Raw genomic sequence first — 20,946 nt, forward strand, 5'->3', positions numbered from 1 at the left:
CCCACACCCTGTAATGTTTAGTTCCTGCTGAATACCATGATGTCTTTACAGCACTTATGCGGTGTGTGCCGCGTACCCTGATGCGGGTTACGCGGCACACGCTCGGCATACTTATTAGATTCCCTCAGCGATCTCGTCCAAGGGATCAACCTCGGGGGCGGCACCGGCCTCCTCAGCAGTTTCCTCTTCCTCAGGCTCGATAACTCCCAGTTTCACCAGTACCTTGTACTGCAGTTCTTCGGTGAGTTCAGGATTGTCCTTGAGCAGTTTACGCACGTTCTCACGTCCCTGCCCCAGCTGCTCCCCTTCATAGGTGAACCAGGCACCGGATTTCTTCACAATATCGTGTTCCACCGCCAAGTCAAGAATGCCGCCTTCAACCGAGATACCTTCACCGTAGAGAATGTCGAACTCAGCCTGTTTGAAGGGCGGGGCCATCTTATTCTTCACAATCTTGGCACGCGTGCGGTTACCAATCGGGTTTGCGCCATCTTTGAGGGTCTCGATACGGCGAATATCAATACGTACTGAAGCATAGAACTTCAAGGCTTTACCGCCGGTGGTGGTCTCGGGGGACCCAAAGAAAACGCCGATTTTTTCACGGAGCTGGTTAATGAAGATGGCGGTGGTGCCGGTTGCTGACAGGCGCCCAGTAATCTTGCGCAGCGCCTGGCTCATGAGGCGTGCCTGCAGACCCACATGCGAGTCACCCATATCGCCTTCAATCTCGGCGCGCGGGACCAATGCGGCAACAGAGTCCACCACAATAATGTCGATGGCGCCGGAGCCAACCAGCATATCCATAATCTCAAGCGCCTGCTCACCGGTATCCGGCTGGGAGACCAGCAAGGCATCAGTATCAACACCCAATTTCGCTGCGTACACCGGGTCAAGTGCGTGCTCGGCGTCAATAAACGCGGCCACCCCGCCAGCTTTCTGTGCGTTCGCTACAGCGTGAAGTGCCACAGTGGTTTTACCGGAGGATTCAGGGCCGTACACCTCAATAACGCGCCCGCGCGGCAGACCACCGATGCCCAGGGCCGCATCTAGAGCGATGGCGCCGGTGGGGATTACTTCAGTCTTAGTGGTTTCTTTATCCCCTAGGCGCATCACGGCACCCTTACCGTAGTTCTTATCGATTTTCGCCATGACGGCTTCGATAGCCTTGGCGCGGCCCTCCTCGGGAACGCGGGATACGCTCTCAGCTTTGCTGTTCTTTGCCACGGTTGTTACCTCGTTTTCTCTGCGTGGTTCTAACACTTATGGGGATGCTGGTTATCCCCTTCGTGCACCACTGTAGGGGCCGCCCCTGACGGTTTAAGACCGGTTTGCGGATTTTGTGGATAAGTCCGTCAAAAGGTCTGCAAAAAATTTCTTCGTGGATAAGCCTACCATGTATCGAACAAAATTTCTAGAAAATAGCACAGGCTTTCGATAAGGAGTGCAGTACCCCTATATTGCGCTACATTCAGCCCACCCAACAAATACCAACAAAGCGCCGCCTCACCTCTAACTACTTGGCTTAATATCCGGCCCCAGCCTGCGCTCTAAGGGAATGTCTTGCGTATCGCAAATCGCCAGCCACACGCGGCGCGGATCAACGCCTTTTTCCAGAGCCTCCAAGGCGGTCAGCTGCCCCAACTGCCCCAGCACCAGGTCTGCGGCAAGCACCCGGGCGTACCCCCGACCGAATTCATGCTCCATACACAGCCAAAATTCACTCAGCTTCACGCGGATCTCCTCATCCCACCGTCTACATGACAGACTATGACGCTTATAACCAGCACGCAGTGCCCAAAACCCACACCTGCTCGCGCACCCCACCTGCACAACGGACACAAAGCGGGCGGGCCGCACACCCACCGGTGTACGACCCGCCCACAAGAGCCTCGTTTAGAGGGAAGCCATTGCGTAATCATTCCTGTACTGCTCGGCCAGCTCGGCGGGAACAGTATCGGGAACATGAACGCCCTCAAGAATAGCCATGCGGTCAGCGACCTCACGGAGCATCTGGTACATGGGGGTCTCCAAAGCCTGGCAAATCCACGCCAGAAGCTCGGATGACGCCTCCTTCTGACCGCGCTCTACCTCACTGAGGTAGCCAAGAGAAACACGTGCACGCTGGGACACCTCACGCAGGGTACGGCCCTGGCGCTGACGGATATCGCGCAAAACCTCGCCGATAGCCTGGCGGAGGGGAACCACCTTCGCCTCCTCAACGGCGGGAGCCGCTTTCTTAGGTGTGGTGTCTACTTCCTTCCACCTGGTAATACCATTGATTGAAACGCGCTGCTTGGTCATGCCTTGTTCTCCTATTGCGTAGTTGCACCCGACACGCGGGTATGTACTCGATTAAGCCTAACCTATTTTTCGCTTCAAGGCTAGAGAACCTCTCTCATTTGGCTTGTAACTATTCAAACTCATAAAACTGTGCGGTTATTCCCACTGAGCTGAATAGCAGCTGAGAGCCCCCTAAAGCTTTACTTAGAAAGTTTATACTCCGCCTTATCCTACCCCACGAACACCAGAAATAGCTACCCGAATACCGCAGCTAGGCCGATGCCACCGCCTGCAGAAGCAGGATCGCATCATAGGTGGCCTGAGCCCGAATCTGCGCTCGATCCCCCGTATAATGCCGTTCATGCGCCGCCGACCCGGCGGGGCCGAACACACCAATAAATACCGTCCCCACCGGTTTACCATCATGAGGCTCAGGACCCGCCACCCCGGTTGTTGACACCCCGTAATCGGCCCCGCACACTCGAGCCGTACCGGCGGCCATCTGCACGGCGACCTCAGCATCCACCGAACCGCACCGCTCTAACAACCCCCTATCCACCCCAAGCACAGCTGCTTTGACTGCGCTCGCATACGAGATAACACCGCCCAAATAATATTCGGAAGCCCCCGCAATAGTGCAGATAGCCCCGCCTACGTCCCCACCTGTTAGGGACTCAGCGGTGGCAACTGTTCGCCCGGTTCCTGCCAAAGCATCATGCAGAGAACGGGCAGCCTCCTCAACTTCAGTTGGCCCCACCATGCGAATACCCTCACCCATCATGCACCTTTCTCTGCCTATGTTCTGCCGACTGCACCCCTGATACCGCAGCAGCCCGTGCTGCCCCTTTTAGTCCTTACTCTGCCGAGCCAACCAGTTTTTACGCAGCTCACGCGCATCACGAACATACACCAGCCCGGTCCACACGGTAATCGCAGTGACCGCCGCCATCAGCGCCCACCCGGGGATTAACCACGCCGTGCCCCACAGCCCCAGCGGCACAAGCATCACCACTAGCGCCACGGTCTGCAGCACAGTCTTCACCTTACCGCCCTTACTCGCAGCCATCACGCCGTACTTAATCACGAACAGGCGCATCACGGTAATACCCCACTCACGAACCAGAATCACCGCAGTCACCCACCACCACAGCTCCCCCAGCCATGAAAGCGTTATAAAAGCCGCACCGGTGAGTAGCTTATCGGCGATAGGGTCCGCGATCTTCCCGAAACTGGTAATAAGCTGACGCGAACGTGCCAAGTAGCCATCCGCCCAGTCCGTAATCATTGCGGCAACAAAAAGTGCCAGCGCCGCCCACCGCGCACCTAAACTATCGGCGCCATAGACGCCTCCCGCAATAAGAGCCACTACGAAAAACGGCACCATCACAATACGAACCACCGTCAACGCATTCGGCAAATTCCAGTTAGATGCGGTAGGTGCCGCGCCACCGGCCTGTTCGCTCATGCTCTATCGCTCCGTACTCGTCGTGTTCCCGGCCCCATACCGGGCAAGTCCCTCCATTATAGAATGCACCCGCCCCACAGGAACTGCGCGAAAAACCGCACACAAGAAACCGTACGCACCGTAAACCTGCTGGTCACGGTGCGCACGGCGCGTACTCTATATTTTTTTACAAGACAAGGCTCAACGCCCGCCGGACCCCCTACCGCCCGGTCAGCTGCCAGGCGTCCTCAGATTGTTCATCCTCACCGTCGAAATAGTCAGCAGCCGACTCACCGGCATCCACCGCATTGGCGTACGGGTCGGGGCTGGCCTCCGGCTCGGCGGCCGGTTCTGGAACATCCTCGCCACGGATACGCGCCAACGTCAGCTGCAGGTCGTCCGGGCGCACCAGTACGTCACGCGCCTTCGAACCCTCTGAGGGGCCCACCACGCCCTGGGATTCCAGCAGGTCCATAATGCGCCCCGCCTTCGCAAATCCCATCCGCAGTTTACGCTGCAGCATAGAGGTAGAACCGAACTGGGTGCTAATCACCAGCTCCGCTGCGCGCAGCAGATCGTCCAGGTCGTCACCAATCTCCTCATCAATCTGACGTTTCGATGCGGCAGAGACCACGTCCTCACGGTACACGGTCGGGGCCTGCTGCTTCACGTGCTCAACCACCTCGTGAATCTCCGACTCAGACACCCAAGCACCCTGCACACGCAGCGGCTTTGAGGCACCCATCGGCAAGAACAGGGCGTCACCCTGGCCGATCAGCTTCTCCGCACCGGGCTGATCCAGCACCACACGCGAATCCGTCACCGAAGAGGTCGCAAACGCCATACGTGAAGGGACGTTCGCCTTAATCAGGCCCGTCACCACATCCACTGAAGGCCGCTGGGTGGCCAGCACCAGGTGAATACCGGCGGCGCGAGCCAGCTGGGTAATACGCACGATTGCCTCTTCAACATCGCGCGGGGCGACCATCATCAAATCGGCGAGCTCGTCCACAATCACCAGCAGGTACGGGTACTCGTGGATGGTACGTTTACTGCCGGGCTCAGGCTGAACCTTGCCCTCACGCACCGCCTTATTGAAATCATCCACATGTTTAAACCCGTAATGCGCCAGGTCATCGTAGCGGGCGTCCATCTCACGAACCACCCACTGCAGGGCCTCAGCAGCCTTCTTTGGGTTCGTAATAATGGGGGTAATCAGGTGCGGGATACCCTCATAGGCGGTCAGCTCCACACGTTTAGGGTCCACCATCACCAGGCGCACCTGGTCCGGGGTGGAACGCATCAAAATAGAGGTGATCATTGAGTTCACAAACGAAGACTTACCGGCACCGGTTGCACCCGCCACCAGCATATGCGGCATCTTCGCCAAATTCGCCAGCACGAAACCGCCCTCAACGTCCTTACCCACGCCCATCACCATCGGATGCGGGTTCGAATGCGCCTGCGGGCAGCGGAGCACATCACCTAACGCAACCGTCTCACGGTCGGTATTGGGAATCTCAATACCGATCGCCGATTTACCGGGGATGGGTGAGAGGATACGCACCTCTTCACTAGCCACCGCATAGGCGATGTTCTTGCTCAACGCCGTCACACGCTCAACTTTCGTGCCGGGGCTTAGCTCAATCTCATAACGGGTCACGGTCGGCCCACGCGAGAACCCGGTAACCTGCGCATCCACCTTGAACTGCTCCAACACGCTCGTGAGCGCCTGAACCACCTGCTCGTTCACTTCGGAGGATTCCTTCGCGGGCGGGCCTGCGATCAGCATCTGCTCAGACGGTAAGGTGTAGTTACCTCGCGAAGATTCCACAGTCTGCGCCGGGCGGGCCTGCTCAGTCTGCGCCACACGGGTGTTATTCTGCAGCGGGCGGGATACGCCCGTCCCGCCGGATGCAGGCTTCGCGGGTGCACTCGCTGCGGCGGCAGGAACTGCACCTTCAGGTGCAGGCCCCTGACTAGGCCGCTGCTGCACGGAAGGTTGAGGCTTCGTCTGGGCCGCTGGCTTCTGCGGCTGCTCGTACGCCTCCACATCAAAGAGGGTAGCCTCATTCGGGTTCACTCGCCCATGCTCCACGGCCGCCTGCTGCACCTGGTTCAGGCGCGTGGCGGGGGCGTTTGAGGCCTCCACATCGAACGGGTCTGCTGAGGGCTGCTCACCCCCATGCGGGTAACCGGGCAGGCGGCTAAGCCGACCATTACCGTTACCGCGCTGCTTCTTCGTGGTCTGCTGTACCGGGTGCACGGCGGTAGCATCCGAATCGTGCGCCTCACCAGCACGGTCGGATGAGACCACGGGGCTCACAAACGCCTCATCGCCCGCATACTCGTCAAGCGAAGCATCCGTATCGTTCTCGTTGCGGATAATCCCCAACGCACCCAACATCCGGGTCAAGAAACCCTGCTTCTTCTGGGGTGCGGTAGGCTCATCCCCATACAGGTAACTGCGGTCATGCTCCGCAGCCCCCAAATCAACAGTACGGGTCTCGGCGGTTCCAGAGCCCTCAGCACGGGCAGATTCCCACGCAGGCCCGGGAGATTTCTCCCCCAGCACCAACCGCACCAGGTACACGATACGCGGTATCAGCTGACGCACCGTCGTGCCGGTCAGTACCATCAGCCCCGCCACAAACAGCACAAACAGCAGCAGCCACTCAAGGAACGGCACCTGGCCCACCACGCGCGCGAGCAAAACCCCCACGGTTGCGCCAATCACCCCACCGCCTGACCAGACTTTCTCGAAGCCGTCAGCGAAACTGGGGTACCCGGCAATATGGGCGAAGAAAAGTGAGGCTGTCACCAAGAGAACAAACAGCCCGAAAGTAACCCGGTTATTGCGCTGAACCCGCTCAGGGTCACGAAACACGCACCACGCCAGCACAAAACACAGCACTGGAACCAGCAGCGCCCCCTGCCCAAAAATACCGCCCAGCATCACGTGCCAGGCCGATAGCGGCCAGTGAATAATAGCCGGACCGGTCATGACCCTCCAGCTGTACCACTCCACCCCAGCAGTTATCAGGCCAAAAAGGGCGATAAAAAGAGCGCCGCCATCACGCCGCAGCTGCGGGTCAGAATCGGTACGTGCGGTTCCGATAGAACGCACAACACCGCCGAGGGCGTGCGCAATGCTCAACCACACCGTAGAGACGAAACGGGTGAAAGCATTGGCGGGAACCTGATTCTGGCGCGCCGATGAGCTCCGGGAACGTGAAGAACCCGAAGTTTTCTTTTTGGCTGAGGTCGAGCGACCTTTAGAAGTCCGTGAAGCCATACCTACTAGAGTAACAACCTTCTCTCATTCATAGATTAACCGGCCGAAAAATCGCTGTACCATGCGGAACAACCCACCGCATCAGGAACCTGAAAGCGTAACGGGGCCAACCGAACACAGCGGTTGACCCCATCACGGCGCATACACCGGCTACTTAGCGGCTTCCGGGCCGCTCTTGTGCTCCACCACAACGGGCACAATCATTGGCTTGCGGCGCAACCGGCGCGAAACCCAGGCGCCCAAAGTACGGCGCACAATCTGCTGCAGCTGCTGGGTGGTGTGAACCTTCTGCGGTGCGCGGTGAAGCGCATCCTCAAGGGCGGCGGTGATCTTCGGAGTAATTTCGTCAAACACCGAGTCGTCCTCAGCAATACCGCGCGCGTGAATATCCGGGCCGGTCACCACACGCTTTGCGGCACGGTCAATAACGCTCACCACCGAAACGAAACCTTCCTCACCGAGCACACGGCGGTCTTTCAGATCGTCCTCGGTGACTGCGCCCACGGAACGGCCGTCCACGTACAGGTACTCGCAGGGCACCTCGCCCACAATGCGGGCCACCCCATCCTTCATATCGACCACAGTGCCGGATTCGCACAGCAGCACGTTCTCCGCAGGAACGCCGGTCTCCTGGGCCAGCTCGCCGTTAGCGATCAGGTGGCGTACCTCCCCGTGTACCGGCATCACATTCTTGGGTTTGAGGATGTTGTAGCAGTACAGCAGCTCCCCCGCGGCAGCATGCCCCGAAACGTGCACCTTCGCGTTACCCTTATGCACCACGTTCGCCCCCAGCTTCAGCAAGGCGTTAATAATACGGTACACACTGGTCTCGTTCCCCGGGATGAGGGAGGAAGCGAGCACAATCGTATCGCCTGGCTCAACCTGCACCTTATGGTCACCATTTGCCATACGGGACAGGGCAGCCATAGGCTCACCCTGCGAGCCGGTGCACATCATCACAATCTCGTCGGGACGGTACTCGTCTACCTTTTTCAGGTCCACCAGGATACCCTCGGGAACCTTCAAATAACCAAGCTTCTCGGCGATCGTCATATTACGAACCATCGAGCGGCCCACCAGCACCACCTTGCGGCCGCGCTCGGCAGCAGCATCCAGAACCTGCTGCACACGGTGCACATGAGACGAGAACGATGCCACAATAATACGCCCGGTTGCGTCCCGGAACACGTTGGAAATAACGGGGCCAATATTCTTCTCGGTCGGGGTGAACCCGGGCACCTCGGCATTGGTGGAATCAGGCAGGAACAGGTCAATGCCTTCTTCACCCAACTTAGCGAAGTGGCGCAGATCGGTGATGCGCCCATCCAGTGGCAGCTGATCCATCTTAAAGTCGCCGGTGTGCAGCACGGTGCCAGCACTGGTGCGAATAAAGACCGCAAGGGCATCCGGGATAGAGTGATTCACCGCAATGAATTCGCACTCATACGGGCCGAAACGCTCCACCTGGTGTTCTTTCACCGCCAGCGTGTACGGCTTAATGCGGTGCTCGGCAAGTTTCGCCTCCACAAGGGCCAGGGTCAGCTCCGAGCCGATGAGGGGAATATCCGGGCGTTTTTTCAGCAGGTAAGGTACTGCACCGATATGGTCTTCATGCCCGTGAGTGAGCACCATGGCCACCACGTCGTCAATGCGCCCCACCACGTAACTCAAATCGGGCAGGATCAGATCAACACCGGGCTGTGACTCTTCGGGGAAAAGCACACCGCAGTCCACAATCAGCAGTTTGCCGTTAATTTCGTACACGGTCATATTGCGGCCGACCTCTCCCAGACCGCCAAGCGGCACCACTCGCAGGGTGTCTTTCTGCAACGGCGGAGGGGCGGGCAGATCCGCCTCGAATACGCTCAATCTATTCTCCTTTATAGGTTTTTACTGTTTTCTATTGTCTGTACTCATAGTTGCTTTGCTGCCTCTCTAACCTGTGCTGGCGGCCCGCTATCTTGGACACACCTGAATGCATCGAAACGGACCCGGCGTTCGCACCCCAATAGTGCGGGGTACTCACGCGGGCCCGTGAAGGAGACAGAATCAGCTAAGAATTCTGAATGCTGTGCGCAATGACCGAGTCACGCAAATCCGAACGCATCGCTTCCACCACGGCGGGTTCAGAAAGCACATGCGGCAGGCGCACCACAGGGGTGCCAAGAACGCCCTGCCACGACAAAATCTGCTTAGCGGAGACGCACCCGGGGGCACGGCTCATTGTCGCACGCACGATCGGGGTCAGCAGGAGGTGAACACGCTGGGCAGTCACCAGATCCTGGGCTATGACCGCATCAATAAGTTCACGGAATAGCTGCGGGGCAACGTGCGCTGTAACAGATACCAGCCCGACGGCCCCCACCGACATCCAGGGCAGAGTTAAACCATCATCGCCGCTGTAGTACTGCAAGTCTGTAGTTGCCATAACCTCGGACGCGGCGCCAAAGTCAGCTTTCGCGTCTTTGACCGCTACAATACTATCAATTTCTGCCATGCGGCGGTAGGTATCCGGCTCAATCGGAATGGCGGAGCGCCCGGGAATATCGTACACCATAATGGGCGTGTCAGAGGTTTTCGCCACCGCCTGATAGTGTGCAAACACGCCCGCCTGGGTGGGTTTATTGTAGTAGGGGGTAACTACCAGCAGCCCGTCCACGCCCACCTTATCGGCACGGCGAGCCAGCTCAATGGTGTGCGCAGTGTCATTCGAGCCAACACCCGCGACGATCTTAGCCCGGTGCCCCACGGCATCTTTGACGATCTGGAACACGCGTTCATTTTCATCATCAGTCATGGTCGAGTACTCGCCGGTGGTGCCGCACACCACTAGCCCGTCATGCCCATTGTCGACAAGGTACTCGGCTAACTTCACGGTCTGCGCCTCGTCCACGGAGCCGTCGGCGGCAAATGGGGTAACCATGGCGGTCAGCAGGCGGCCAAAAATCGGTGTGGCGAACGTACCCTGGTTATGCGGGGTTTTCAGCCCGCCAGCACTGTTCACGGGACGGTTGGAGGTTTCGGTGTTCACTGCGCTATCAGACATACTAACTACCCTACTACTCCCAGCTTTATTTGTCGCGCGTCACGCCCACTTTTCTTATCCGTTACGGCAGGCGGGCTAAACCATAGGCTTGGCGGGCCGCCCCCGGTGCAGACTCACCGCGTTACGCATGGCGGCCCGGGCGCGTTTGCGCTCGCCGCACGCATCGTACATGCAGGAGAGGTTAAACCAGCTGGCCCAGTCGTCTGGGGCGTCTTCAACGGCAAGCGCAAATTTCTCGAACTCCTGTGCGGCAGCGGACTTGTCCACCCGCCCCGAGGGGCTGCGCGGCAGGGTGTCTTCAGGGAGTTTACCGGCAGCAGCCAGCTCATCGGCGAGCTTCTGGATGCGTGCACCAAAAATAATTTCACGTACCAACGCCCACGCCCCCACCGCCGGCAACAGCAGCAGCCCAACCCCCAGAACAGTTCCCGCAATATTGCCTGAGACGATCAGCATCACCCCACGTTGTGCGGTAAAGAGCAGATACAACCCCAGTAGCGCTACGGTGAGAGCCGCGAAGGTTTTCCCTTTACCGCCAGCATCGACGACCAAGAATACACCGCTAAAGAGCAACACTCCCAGTATGAAAGCGCGGGCACCAAACGGCACGGGCAGCAACAGCACTGTAGCCGCTAAGAGGATGCAGGCGAGCGCACTCCAGAGCCGCAACGATAAAAAAAGTGAGCGGCGAGAGGAATCCGTGCCGGAAGAGGGCACAGGGGCGCTCATGAAAGCTCCAGGTAGTTATCCAGGCCCACGCTCAGCCCCGGGTGGGAGGCAACCTCTCGCACACCCAGCAGCACCCCGGGCATAAAGGAGGCACGGTCAAACGAGTCATGCCGGATCGTCAAAAGCTGCCCGGTGTCTCCCAACAGGATTTCCTGGTGAGCGACCATGCCCCGCAGCCGCACCGCGTGCACACTAATACCATCAATTTTTGCCCCGCGTGATCCTAGCGGGTCAGTTTCGGTCGCGTCGGGGGACGCCCCTACCCCGGCTGCTTCTCGGGCGGCAGCCACTTTCCGGGCGGTGTGTGCGGCGGTGCCGGAGGGTGCATCCACTTTATTTGGGTGGTGGATTTCAATGATTTCAACCGATTCAAAATACCGGGCGGCTTTGGCCGCAAATTCGGTGGCGAGGATCGAGCCGATAGCGAAGTTAGGGGCGATGAGCACGCCCACACCGGGGTGCTCGCCCAGAAGCTGCTTCAGTGAGCTGAGCCGTTCTTCATCCCAACCGGTGGTTCCCACCACTGCGTGTATGCCGTGTTCCACAGCGAAACGCACATTTGCTTCAGTTGCGGTGGGCACGGTGAGGTCGATGATGACGTCGGCTTTAACATCAAGTAGTTTCGTGAGCGGGTCTGCGCTGCCCAGCGCCGCCACGAGGTCCATATCGGCGGCAGTATTAACCGCGCGCACGGCCTCAGACCCCATGCGTCCTTTCGCGCCGAGTACGGCCACGCGCCATATTTTATTGGTCGTCATCTCACCGGTATGTTGTACCACTGTCTACCTGCCTTGTTCTTTCTCTCACAGTATTTATGGGCGTTACCCAGGAAATACTGCACCCGTACCCTTAATATTTTTAATATTAGCCGTTAAAGCCGGTCTAAACTTGCGGGAAGTGCAAAGAACCGCACGAACCGACCCTATAATTAAGCAGTAATTTATTGCGCCATCATCTGACCCGGAGTAGTTACCGTCAATGAAGCAGCTTTTCGCCTCCGCTATTGCCCCCGAAGAGGGGAATCAAAAGTTCATATTACCTGGGCTAGATGGTTTACGCGCCATCGCAGTGTCTCTGGTAATCGTGTATCACCTATGGCCCACGGTAGTGCCCGGGGGCATGATTGGTGTAGACATTTTTTTCGTCATCTCCGGGTATTTGATCACGGCCCTGCTGCTGCGTGAGGGAGCCACCACCGGGCGTATTAACCTGCTGGAGTTCTGGAAACGCCGTGCCAGACGTCTGCTCCCGGCTATTGCACTAGTAATTCTTCTCATTGGCCCCATTACCCAGATTATGCAGGGCGATATTCGGGTGGCCCTTGACCGTCAGGTGCTGGGCGCGGCCACATTCTCCTCTAATTGGCTCTCTATCCTTTCAGGCAACGACTACTTTACGCAAACTTCTCCGCAGCTGTTCACAAACTTCTGGTCGCTGGCGGTTGAGGAACAGTTCTATGTAATCTGGCCGCTATTACTGGTGACTGTGGCCCTTATCCTTCAGCGCAGGTGGCGCTTATTCGCCATTGCTGTGGGGGTTCTGGTGGTTTTTTCGCTGAAAATCAGCACGGTGCTGGCTGCTGGCGAAGCGCCATTGAGCCGCGTGTACTACGGCACAGATACCCACATGTACGGTCTGCTCAGCGGCGTTCTGCTGGCGTTTGCGGTACCCTGGTCGCTGTACCCGCCCACGGATAAGTACGTGCTCTACACGGTGTCCCGCCCCTACGGCATGGTCACGTTTGCGCGGGTGCTCATCAGCTGGTTGTGCCTATTTGCGCTCATCCCCTATGCTGTGCTCGCTCACGAGTCGGCGAAGTTCTTCATCCCTTGGGGGCTGTTTGGTGCTTCTTTGCTGACGATCGGTGTGATTCAGGGGATGCTGCCTGATATGGTGGTGGGCGCCTCTGAGCTGCTGCGTAAGGTGCTGTCTTTTCCGCCGCTTCTGTGGATTGGCCAGCGTTCGTACGGGCTGTACCTGTGGCATTGGCCGCTGGCGGTCATTGCTCATTACTTGTATGGGCCCGATCGTTCTCCCCTGATTAATCTGCTGGTGCTGGCGTTGACCTTAGCGGTGGCAGAGCTGTCATACCGTTTTGTTGAGACACCGGTACGCCGCTACGGGTTCCGCGGGTGTGCACGCATGGTGTGGCAGTGGCTACGCACCGACCGGATGAAACTTGTACCGCTCTCTATTACTGTGGTCGTGACCGGAGCGTGCTTTGCCAGCACCGCAATGGCGGTGCACAGTGCACCGCAGATGACCAGTGCACAAACCGCTGTGGAGAACGGTAAGAAGGCCGCCCAGGAGCGGTTGCAGGCTAAGAAGGAGGCCCGTGCGTCTGCCTCCGCCAGCGCCACGGCCGACCCGCAGCAGTCGCAGGATCCTTCCGCGGCGCCCTCCCCCGGGCCTTCCGGGGATTCGCAGCCGAAGGTTGATTCTTCACAGGTCACCATTATTGGTGATTCGATTGTGGTGGCAACCCAACCCGACCTGTACGATACGATGCCCGATGCTCAGGTGGACGCTGAAGAAGGCCGCACCATTGATAAGGTGATCCCGATAGTGAAGTCAATGGCCTCCAACGGTCAGCTGCGCAAGACCGTGGTAATTTCTGTGGCCGCTAACTCAACGTTCGCCCCGGGGCAGCTGGAGCAGATTCTTGAGACCCTGCCGCAGGACAGCAAACTGGTGGTGGTGACAGGGTTCGGCCCGAGTAATCTGACGTGGATTGAAAACTCGAACAGTATCATTCGCGAGTTTGCCCAGAAGAACTCTTCGCGTGTGGTGCTGGCCGACTGGAACAACACGATCCGTGAGGAGCTACAGAAAAACCCGACGCTCATGACCTCCGACGGGGTGCATCCGGATTTGTCGGGGCAGGTTATCTATGCGCGCGTGATAACTGAGGCGGTAGCAAAAGCACAGTCTTAAAGGACAAGCTTAAAGGTGTGGGCGGTTCGGCTTTACTGATCGGATGTATCAGGGGCCGCACCGCCCACCGTAGTATGGGGGCTTCACCGGCAGGTGATGGCAGGCAACGCCGCCGCTACTGGTCAATGATGCTGCGCACCAGCTCTTTCGCGGCGGGAATCACTTCGTCTTCGAACCAGGGGTTGCGTTTGCGCCAGCCAATGGTCAGTGGCGAGGGGTGCACCAGCGGCAGCTGGGCGGGGAGGTACTGTTCATAGTCGGCGACGGTTTCGGTCAGGTTTTTCTTAGCGCCGGTACCAAGGTAGTAGCGCTGCGCGTACGAGCCGACGAGAATGGTGAGCCGCACCTGCGGCATGAGCTCACGCAGCCGCGGGTGCCAGGTGGGGGCAAAATCTTTGCGCGGCGGTTTGTCCCCATGTTTGCCTTTACCCGGATAGTAGAAATCCATGGGGGTAAGCGCGAAAAGGTCCGGGTTGTAGAACTCGTTATCAGTAACACCCAGCCATTGCCTCAGCAGCCGCCCGCTGGCGTCATTCCAGGGTTTGTGGGTTTGCTGCGCAATCCTGCCGGGTGCTTGCCCCACCAGCATAATGCGTGCTGCTGCGGTAGCGGTGTACACCGGCGTGTACCCTTTGGCGCGCATCTCAGCGTTCGTTGTGGCGTCGTTGATTTCCTGGTATAGCAGGTTAGCTTCTGGCAACAGGTTCATGATGCCCCAGTATACGCGGCACCCGCGGTGGGTGCTGTGTGTAGTGTGGGGCGGTGAAAATAGGGTGCCTAGCCGCGCACGGCGTGAAGTGCATGAAGCATCAGGTGATCGGTGCCGGTCTCCTGTGAGAAGGAGTATTCGTAGAGCAGATAATCCAGGCTTTTATCCTCCGTAAGAGCGTCTTGAGCATGCGATAAAGAGGCGGCAAACCGGGCACGGTAGAAAAGCGGTTGTACAATATCGTACGGTTTATCGGCGTCGAGCTCCTCAAGGTACATCTCGTCCATGTGCTCTGCCCATTGCCGAAGACGTTCGGGGTGGGAGAAGATTTCTTGCTCACGCACTATACGCACAATATCCTCAGCCACCTCAAGCGCTGAAAGGTGCTGCTGTTTCCAGTCAAGCCACGCCAGGGCTAAAAGGCTGATGAGTTTCTTACGTTGTGATGCATCTAGAGTGCAGATTCGCTGTAGTTCTTCGGCGTAGTCGGGAGGGACAACGATAGTGAACATAGCGGGGTTCCTTTCGCGAATTCCCTCAACTTTAGCACAAGGGTAAAGTGAAACAGGGAGGAATCTTCGCATGAGAAACTCGTGAAAGCTGCACACGATAATCTCTGCAAAGCACCATCCCTACACCCGATATCAGAAGGATTCTATGGAGCCACAGCAGGAAACATCACACGATATATTAGAGTCTCTTCTTCAAGAGCTTGTGGAGCGTGAAGAAGACTTTAGTTTCTACATAAGTCTCTGTCTTCGTCTGCTTGCGCGGTCTCCACAGCACGGTTGGGATGTTAAGGCTTTTATGCGGGGTTTAGAGCCCGAAGATATGGCAGCCCCACGCGATCCTGCCAAGCTCCGCACAAACCCAAAGTTTCTGGAGAGCGAATGGCTCATGGGCAAATATTCTATCCTTCTAGAAGCTTTCGATGAGGCGGGAACTTCCCGCCACATATCCACTGCCGCTCCAAGAGATACGACCCTGGCAGGATACGAGCTTCGCATCCTGTGGAAAATCGTCAATGCCCACTACAGCTCGTATTTTGAGCCAGACCCGCTCAGGCGTGTTACCTGTGCGGTTGAGGGGCTTGTGGGAAAAGATTATTCGGTTGAAGACCTCACAGGTGATCTTCAAGATTACCTTGATCGGCATGCGTGTCTGCTTAAACTACCGGACCTCTGCCGCGAGCTGGCGGATCGGGGTAAAGATCTGGCGTTCTTCACAGACCTTGGTGTACGTCTTCTTAAACCCGTCACCTGGCCCGTGGATGATCTGCGTTCTTTCCTTCAGGAAATAGGCTCAGAGACCGTAGTGGAGCCGGTTGCTCTCCCTCGGCTGGGGTGGCACCAGGTGTACCGTACCCACGAGAATGATGTGTTCAGCGACAGCGAGCAGCTCCTGCAGAAGTACAGCATTCTCGCGGACACGCTTGGTGAATTAAGCAGTCCCGCATACTCTCAAGTTGATCTTGCTGCCCGCATCGCCCGCGCACAGTACGAGCTGTTCTTTAGTCGAAAGCCGCAGGAACGCATCCTTGCCGCCTTACGGCACCTCATCTCAGATGAATACCCCGCCGAGACGCTGCACCGGCAGCTTTTGGATTTCTTAGCCACACCATAGCCTGCTGACATCCGGTCTTTCCAGCAGGTGAGGCTGACCCGCTATCGGCTATCGGTCGGGATGCTCCGCGCCCTGCGGCGAGCGCGCCACCGAGAAAATAGCGGCCAGCGCCCTACAGAATTCCGGCAGGTGCCGGTCGTCAAGATTCACCAGCACCTCCAAGACAGGCCCAACCTGCAGCGCCTGCTGAATATCCTCCCCCATGGTGAACACCACCGTGTTGCCGCTGAGCGTGTAGGACACGTTATTGCTCTCAAGAGCGAGCGACTGGTCATTACGCTCTAAATAGATGACGGGTTCCTCCTCAGAAGTACGTGCAAGCGTGAAGTACTCGTGCTGCCCATACGAGAAATAAACGTACGCCAACCCGTCCTCATTTGAGGGGCTGTATTCTATGGAGTGAGGCTCAATCATGACACCAGCTGCTCCTGCCAAACTCTCGCTACCAAAAAATTATAGGCGTCCTTCAACCAACCGGAACAGCAAAATCTGTCAGCGCACAATTGTGGTGATCATCTGCTGCTGCCCCAGGTACCTGGCGAGGCCGTGCACATCCTCAAGGGTGACCGCGCGGATCTTCTGAAGTAACTCATCAGTGCTCGTAAACCGGCCCGATTCCAGTTCCGCGTGCCCCAGACGGGACATGCGGGAGCCCGAGTCCTCACTGCCCAGAACAGTTGAACCGGCCAGCTGCCCGCGTACTTTGCTGAGTTCTTCTGAGGTAATTCCGGCAGCCACCAACTTATCAAACTCATACTGCAAGAGCTCACACACCTGCTCGGTTTTAGCGGGCAGGCACCCGGCGTACATGCCGAAATACCCCGCATCGGAGTAGGCACCTGAGAACGCGAACGTGCTGTACGCCAGCCCGCGTTTCTCGCGGATCTCCTGGAAAAGCCGTGAAGACATACCCGACCCAAAAGCACTCGACAACACGCTCATCGCGTAGCGTCGCTCATCCCCCGCAATAATACTCGGGCAGCCCATCACAATATTGGTCTGCTCGAAGCCCTTCTGGACTTCACGCAGCTCAGAGAACGGAACGATACCGCTTTCGGTGCGCACACGGCGCGGCGCCGGAGCCACACCCTCGCGAAGGTTCCAGCCGGAGCGGGTGAGCGCATCCAGTACCAGGTTCACAATACGCGAGTGCTCCAGCGACCCAGCCGCTGAAACAACCAGTCGATCCGGCGTGTAATACTGCTTGTAATGCTCCCACACCGCCTCCCTCGGAACCTGCATAATCTCCTGCGGAGTGCCACCAATCGGGCGGCCCAGCGGGTTATCACCCATCAGCTGTTCCACAAAATTCTCGAAGGCAACATCGGTCGGGTCGTCCTGATCCATCGCCAGCTCTTCCAGAATCACCCCGCGCTCCTGCTCCAGATGCTCAGGATCCAGCAGGGCGTTACTGACCATGTCCGCCAGCACGTCAATCGCCATTGGCACGTCGTCGTCAAGTACGCGCGCATAGTAGCAGGTGTGTTCCTTCGCGGTGAGGGCGTTTGACTCGCCGCCCACCTCATCAAACGCCTGTGCAATATTCAGCGCCGTGCGCGAAGCCGTGCCTTTAAAAAGCAGGTGCTCCAAAAAATGGGTAGACCCCAACATGCCCGGGGCCTCATCCCGAGAACCAACCCCCGCCCAGAAACCGATCGAAACGCCCCGAGTGCCCGGCATACGTTCGGTGATGACACGCACCCCGCCGGGCAGGATAGAACGGCGCACCTCATTCGAATCAGCACCAGCAAAAATCAGGCGGCCACGCTCATAATCAAGCTCCTCAGCGATTTCACCGGGCGCCACAGGAAGGCTAATAGCCATGAAAAAGTCAGTCCTTACCTCACGAACAATATGAACCACACACAAATATACGCGAAGGATGCGCCTCCCACCGGGCCCCGAACCCGGGGCGCCGTGCGGAAGACGCATCCTCGCCAGTTAGAGTGCCGCAGCGGGCATACTACTGGGCGTCATCAACCACCGGGGAGAGCGAAAGCTTGCCGCGGTCGTCAACCTTAGTGATCTCAACCTGCACCTTCTGCCCCACCGACAGCACATCCTCGGTGTCTACCACGCGCTTACCGCCGTTGAGCTTACGCATCTCAGAAATGTGCATCAGCCCGTCCTTGCCGGGGGTGAGAGAGATGAACGCACCAAAATCAGTCAGCTTCACCACGGTGCCCAGGTAGCGCTCACCCATCTCGGGAACCTGCGGGTTCGCGATGGCGTTAATCGCCGTGCGGGCAGCCTCAGCAGAGGGCCCATCGGTCGCGCCAATAAACACAGTACCGTCGTCCTCAATGGAAATATCGGCACCGGTATCTTCCTGAATCTGGTTAATGGTCTTACCCTTCGGGCCGATCACCTCACCAATCTTAGCGACCGGAACCTTCACCGAAATGATGCGCGGCGCGAACTCGCTCATCTCATCGGGTGCATCAATAGCTGCGGTGAGCACCTCCAGAATGTGCAGGCGAGCCTCGCGTGCCTGGGTCAGTGCACCTGCCAGCACCGATGCAGGAATACCATCAAGCTTGGTGTCCAGCTGAATAGCAGTCACAAACTCGCTGGTACCGGCAACCTTGAAATCCATATCGCCCAGGGCATCTTCAGCACCCAGAATATCGGTCAGCGCGGCGTAACGAGTTTCGCCATCAACCTCATCAGAGACAAGACCCATTGCGATACCCGCAACAGGTGCACGCAGAGGCACACCGGCATTGAGCAGCGACAGGGTTGAAGCGCAGACCGAACCCATCGACGTGGAGCCGTTCGAGCCCAAAGCCTCAGAGACCTGGCGGATCGCGTAGGGGAATTCCTCACGCGAGGGCAGCACCGGGGTCAGTGCGCGTTCTGCGAGCGCACCGTGGCCGATTTCACGGCGCTTGGGCGAACCAACACGGCCGGTCTCACCAGTGGAGTACGGCGGGAAGTTGTAGTGGTGAATGTACCGCTTGGACTTGACCGGGTGCAGTGAATCGAGCTGCTGCTCCAGCTTGAGCATATTCAAGGTGGTCACGCCCATAATCTGGGTTTCGCCGCGCTCGAAAATTGCCGAACCGTGCACGCGCGGCAGCACCTCAACTTCGGCGGTCAGCTGGCGAATATCGGTGAGCCCGCGACCGTCAATGCGCACCTGTTCGGTGAGGATGCGCTGGCGCACGGTGTGTTTGGTGAGAGCCGCAAACGCTACTGAAACCTCGTTAGCGCGCTCCTCAAACTCTTTGCCTTCCCCGGTGAGGGCTTCCATCAGCTCGGATTCAAGCTCCGCGGCAGCGGCTTCACGCTCCTGCTTACCCGCGATGGAGTAAACCTCCACGAGGCGCTTGCCCGCGAAGTCTTTCACGGCGGTATCAACGTCTTCACCGTGTCCGCCGAAGTAGGGAAGCTCCAGGGCGGGTTTACCGGCGCGCTCCACAAGGTCAGCCTGAGCCTTGCACAGAGCAGCAATAAAGGGCTTCGCAGCCTCCAAACCTTCGGCTACGATCTCTTCGGTGGGGGCAGTATGGCCGTCTTCCTTAATGAGCTTCCAGGAGTTATCGGTTGCCTCTGCCTCTACCATCATGATCGCAACGTCTTCGCTGCCGTCGGCCTTGGTCACGATGCGACCGGCCACAGCCATATCGAATACGGCGTTTTCCAGCTGAGAGTACTTGGGGAAGCACACCCACTGCCCGTCAATAAGAGCCATACGCACACCGCCGATAGGCCCGGTAAACGGTGCGCCCGAAAGCGAGGTTGAGGCGGAAGCAGCGTTAATGGCGAAGGTGTTGTAGATTTCGTCCGGTTCAACGGTCAGAACGGTTACGACAACCTGCACCTCATTGCGGATACCCTTGGTAAAGGCGGGGCGCAGCGGGCGGTCAATCAGACGTGCAGCGAGCACGGCCTCAGTTGCGGGGCGCCCTTCACGGCGGAAGAACGAGCCGGGAATCTTACCGGCAGCATACATGCGCTCTTCAACATCCACAGTCAGCGGGAAGAAGTCAAAGCCTTCACGCGGTGACTTCCCCACAGCGGTTGCAGAGAGCAGGGTGGTTTCGTCGTCAATGGTGACAAGCACGGAGCCCGCCGCCTGCTTGGCGAGGCGGCCAGTTTCAAAACGCACATGACGTTTACCGTACACACCGTTGTCGATTTCGACCTCGGAAAATTGGATTTCGGGACCTTCCACGGTTCCTTCTTTCTGTGTTGGTGAGGTCGGCACACCGTGCGTTCTAACTATCGGCCTTCGATAGGAAACCACGGCCGCACCCGCTCCCGGGCGGGGGCCCGTAATTCGCTACCGAGGACCGCACCTAAACGCGCGGGGCGCTCCCTCAGGTTAATATTTCACTGTGTTCGATGCGTGGCACATTTGCGGGGCACTCCCCTGCGGCTCATTGCATCATGAGACAACCGGGGTCGGCCAAGTGTTGCTGCTTGCCACCCCATGCCCCTCCCCAGGTTGCAGTTACGGGCGTGCCCGCCTCTGTGGAGAGACTGACACGCCCGCACTATAAGCCCTTTATCGACGCAGGCCCAGACGCTCAATGAGCGAACGGTAACGCTCGATGTCGATGCTCTTGAGGTAACCCAACAAGTTGCGACGACGACCAACGAGCATCATCAGACCACGACGTGAGTGGTGGTCATGCTTGTGGAATTTCAGGTGCTCGGTCAGGTCGGAGATACGACGAGACAGAACAGCAATCTGCACCTCAGGCGAACCAGTGTCGCCCTCGTGGGTTGCGTATTCCTTGATGATTTCCTGCTTGATTGCCGGATCTAGTGCCATGAAAGTTAACTCCTGGAGTTAGTGCCGCGTACCTCCCGCACAATAGTGTTGTTGCGCGGGGTTTGGGCAAAAGCCCTCAGCGTGTCAACCGCGGACCGCAGACACG

At 58.1% G+C, this 20,946-nt stretch carries 18 protein-coding genes; 2 read left to right on the forward strand and 16 right to left on the reverse strand.

Annotation, left to right across the window (positions count from 1 at the left end):
• Nucleotides 1-114 precede the first annotated feature (114 nt).
• The 10 genes from recA to dapB form a co-directional block, all read right to left on the reverse strand.
• On the reverse strand, nt 115-1,224 hold the full coding sequence (recA, locus tag D8M41_RS11005) for a recombinase RecA (RefSeq protein ID WP_023132830.1): 1,110 nt from the start codon (nt 1,222-1,224) through the stop codon (nt 115-117).
• Between the two features lie 285 nt (nt 1,225-1,509).
• Entirely contained in the window at nt 1,510-1,731 is a 222-nt protein-coding gene (locus D8M41_RS11010; RefSeq protein ID WP_006888983.1) for a DUF3046 domain-containing protein, read from the reverse strand.
• A gap of 162 nt (nt 1,732-1,893) precedes the next feature.
• Entirely contained in the window at nt 1,894-2,301 is a 408-nt protein-coding gene (locus tag D8M41_RS11015) for a helix-turn-helix domain-containing protein (RefSeq protein WP_006888959.1), read from the reverse strand.
• Between the two features lie 250 nt (nt 2,302-2,551).
• Nucleotides 2,552-3,058, reverse strand: coding sequence for a CinA family protein (locus D8M41_RS11020; protein ID WP_006888958.1), 507 nt, complete (start codon nt 3,056-3,058; stop codon nt 2,552-2,554).
• A gap of 69 nt (nt 3,059-3,127) precedes the next feature.
• The gene (gene pgsA / locus D8M41_RS11025) at nt 3,128-3,745 is read right to left on the reverse strand and encodes a CDP-diacylglycerol--glycerol-3-phosphate 3-phosphatidyltransferase (RefSeq protein WP_126499765.1); all 618 of its coding nucleotides are present in this window, start codon (nt 3,743-3,745) and stop codon (nt 3,128-3,130) included.
• A gap of 199 nt (nt 3,746-3,944) precedes the next feature.
• Entirely contained in the window at nt 3,945-7,019 is a 3,075-nt protein-coding gene (locus D8M41_RS11030; RefSeq protein ID WP_126927035.1) for an FtsK/SpoIIIE family DNA translocase, read from the reverse strand.
• A 150-nt stretch (nt 7,020-7,169) separates the two neighbouring features.
• Nucleotides 7,170-8,888: a ribonuclease J gene (locus D8M41_RS11035; RefSeq protein ID WP_126853983.1), complete on the reverse strand. Its 1,719-nt coding sequence runs from the start codon at nt 8,886-8,888 to the stop codon at nt 7,170-7,172.
• A 184-nt stretch (nt 8,889-9,072) separates the two neighbouring features.
• Nucleotides 9,073-10,065: a 4-hydroxy-tetrahydrodipicolinate synthase gene (dapA, locus tag D8M41_RS11040; protein WP_023132838.1), complete on the reverse strand. Its 993-nt coding sequence runs from the start codon at nt 10,063-10,065 to the stop codon at nt 9,073-9,075.
• Between the two features lie 75 nt (nt 10,066-10,140).
• Nucleotides 10,141-10,794 (reverse strand): hypothetical protein, encoded by a 654-nt coding sequence (locus D8M41_RS11045; protein ID WP_126927036.1) that lies wholly within the window; start codon nt 10,792-10,794, stop codon nt 10,141-10,143.
• A complete protein-coding gene (dapB, locus tag D8M41_RS11050; RefSeq protein ID WP_126927037.1) occupies nt 10,791-11,552 on the reverse strand; it encodes a 4-hydroxy-tetrahydrodipicolinate reductase in 762 nt (253 codons plus the stop codon). Before dapB ends, D8M41_RS11045 begins: the two co-directional genes overlap by 4 nt.
• Before the next feature lie 220 nt (nt 11,553-11,772).
• Between dapB and D8M41_RS11055 the strand changes: the two genes are divergently transcribed.
• Nucleotides 11,773-13,728, forward strand: coding sequence for an acyltransferase family protein (locus D8M41_RS11055; RefSeq protein ID WP_126927038.1), 1,956 nt, complete (start codon nt 11,773-11,775; stop codon nt 13,726-13,728).
• A 115-nt stretch (nt 13,729-13,843) separates the two neighbouring features.
• Here the strand turns inward: D8M41_RS11055 and D8M41_RS11060 are convergent, their stop codons facing one another.
• Together D8M41_RS11060 and D8M41_RS11065 are read right to left on the reverse strand one after the other, a co-directional pair.
• Nucleotides 13,844-14,437: a uracil-DNA glycosylase family protein gene (locus D8M41_RS11060; protein ID WP_126927039.1), complete on the reverse strand. Its 594-nt coding sequence runs from the start codon at nt 14,435-14,437 to the stop codon at nt 13,844-13,846.
• A gap of 68 nt (nt 14,438-14,505) precedes the next feature.
• Nucleotides 14,506-14,949 (reverse strand): hypothetical protein, encoded by a 444-nt coding sequence (locus D8M41_RS11065; RefSeq protein ID WP_006889023.1) that lies wholly within the window; start codon nt 14,947-14,949, stop codon nt 14,506-14,508.
• Nucleotides 14,950-15,094: 145 nt separating this feature from the next.
• Between D8M41_RS11065 and D8M41_RS11070 the strand changes: the two genes are divergently transcribed.
• Nucleotides 15,095-16,060, forward strand: a complete 966-nt coding sequence (locus D8M41_RS11070) for a hypothetical protein (RefSeq protein WP_006888952.1) — start codon at nt 15,095-15,097, stop codon at nt 16,058-16,060.
• 48 nt (nt 16,061-16,108) lie between these two features.
• Here D8M41_RS11070 and D8M41_RS11075 read toward each other — a convergent pair whose 3' ends face one another.
• From D8M41_RS11075 to rpsO, 4 genes are all read right to left on the reverse strand, one after another.
• A complete protein-coding gene (locus D8M41_RS11075) occupies nt 16,109-16,474 on the reverse strand; it encodes a hypothetical protein (protein ID WP_006888987.1) in 366 nt (121 codons plus the stop codon).
• 78 nt (nt 16,475-16,552) lie between these two features.
• Nucleotides 16,553-17,884: a M16 family metallopeptidase gene (locus D8M41_RS11080; RefSeq protein WP_006888998.1), complete on the reverse strand. Its 1,332-nt coding sequence runs from the start codon at nt 17,882-17,884 to the stop codon at nt 16,553-16,555.
• Between the two features lie 139 nt (nt 17,885-18,023).
• Complete coding sequence (locus tag D8M41_RS11085) at nt 18,024-20,237, reverse strand: polyribonucleotide nucleotidyltransferase (RefSeq protein ID WP_126927040.1); 2,214 nt, start codon at nt 20,235-20,237, stop codon at nt 18,024-18,026.
• A 333-nt stretch (nt 20,238-20,570) separates the two neighbouring features.
• A complete protein-coding gene (gene rpsO, locus D8M41_RS11090; RefSeq protein ID WP_006888961.1) occupies nt 20,571-20,840 on the reverse strand; it encodes a 30S ribosomal protein S15 in 270 nt (89 codons plus the stop codon).
• Between the last annotated feature and the right edge of the window lie 106 nt (nt 20,841-20,946).

It is taken from the genome of Rothia sp. HSID18069, assembly GCF_003989155.1.
In the GTDB taxonomy this organism is placed as follows: Bacteria; Actinomycetota; Actinomycetes; order Actinomycetales; family Micrococcaceae; genus Rothia; species Rothia aeria.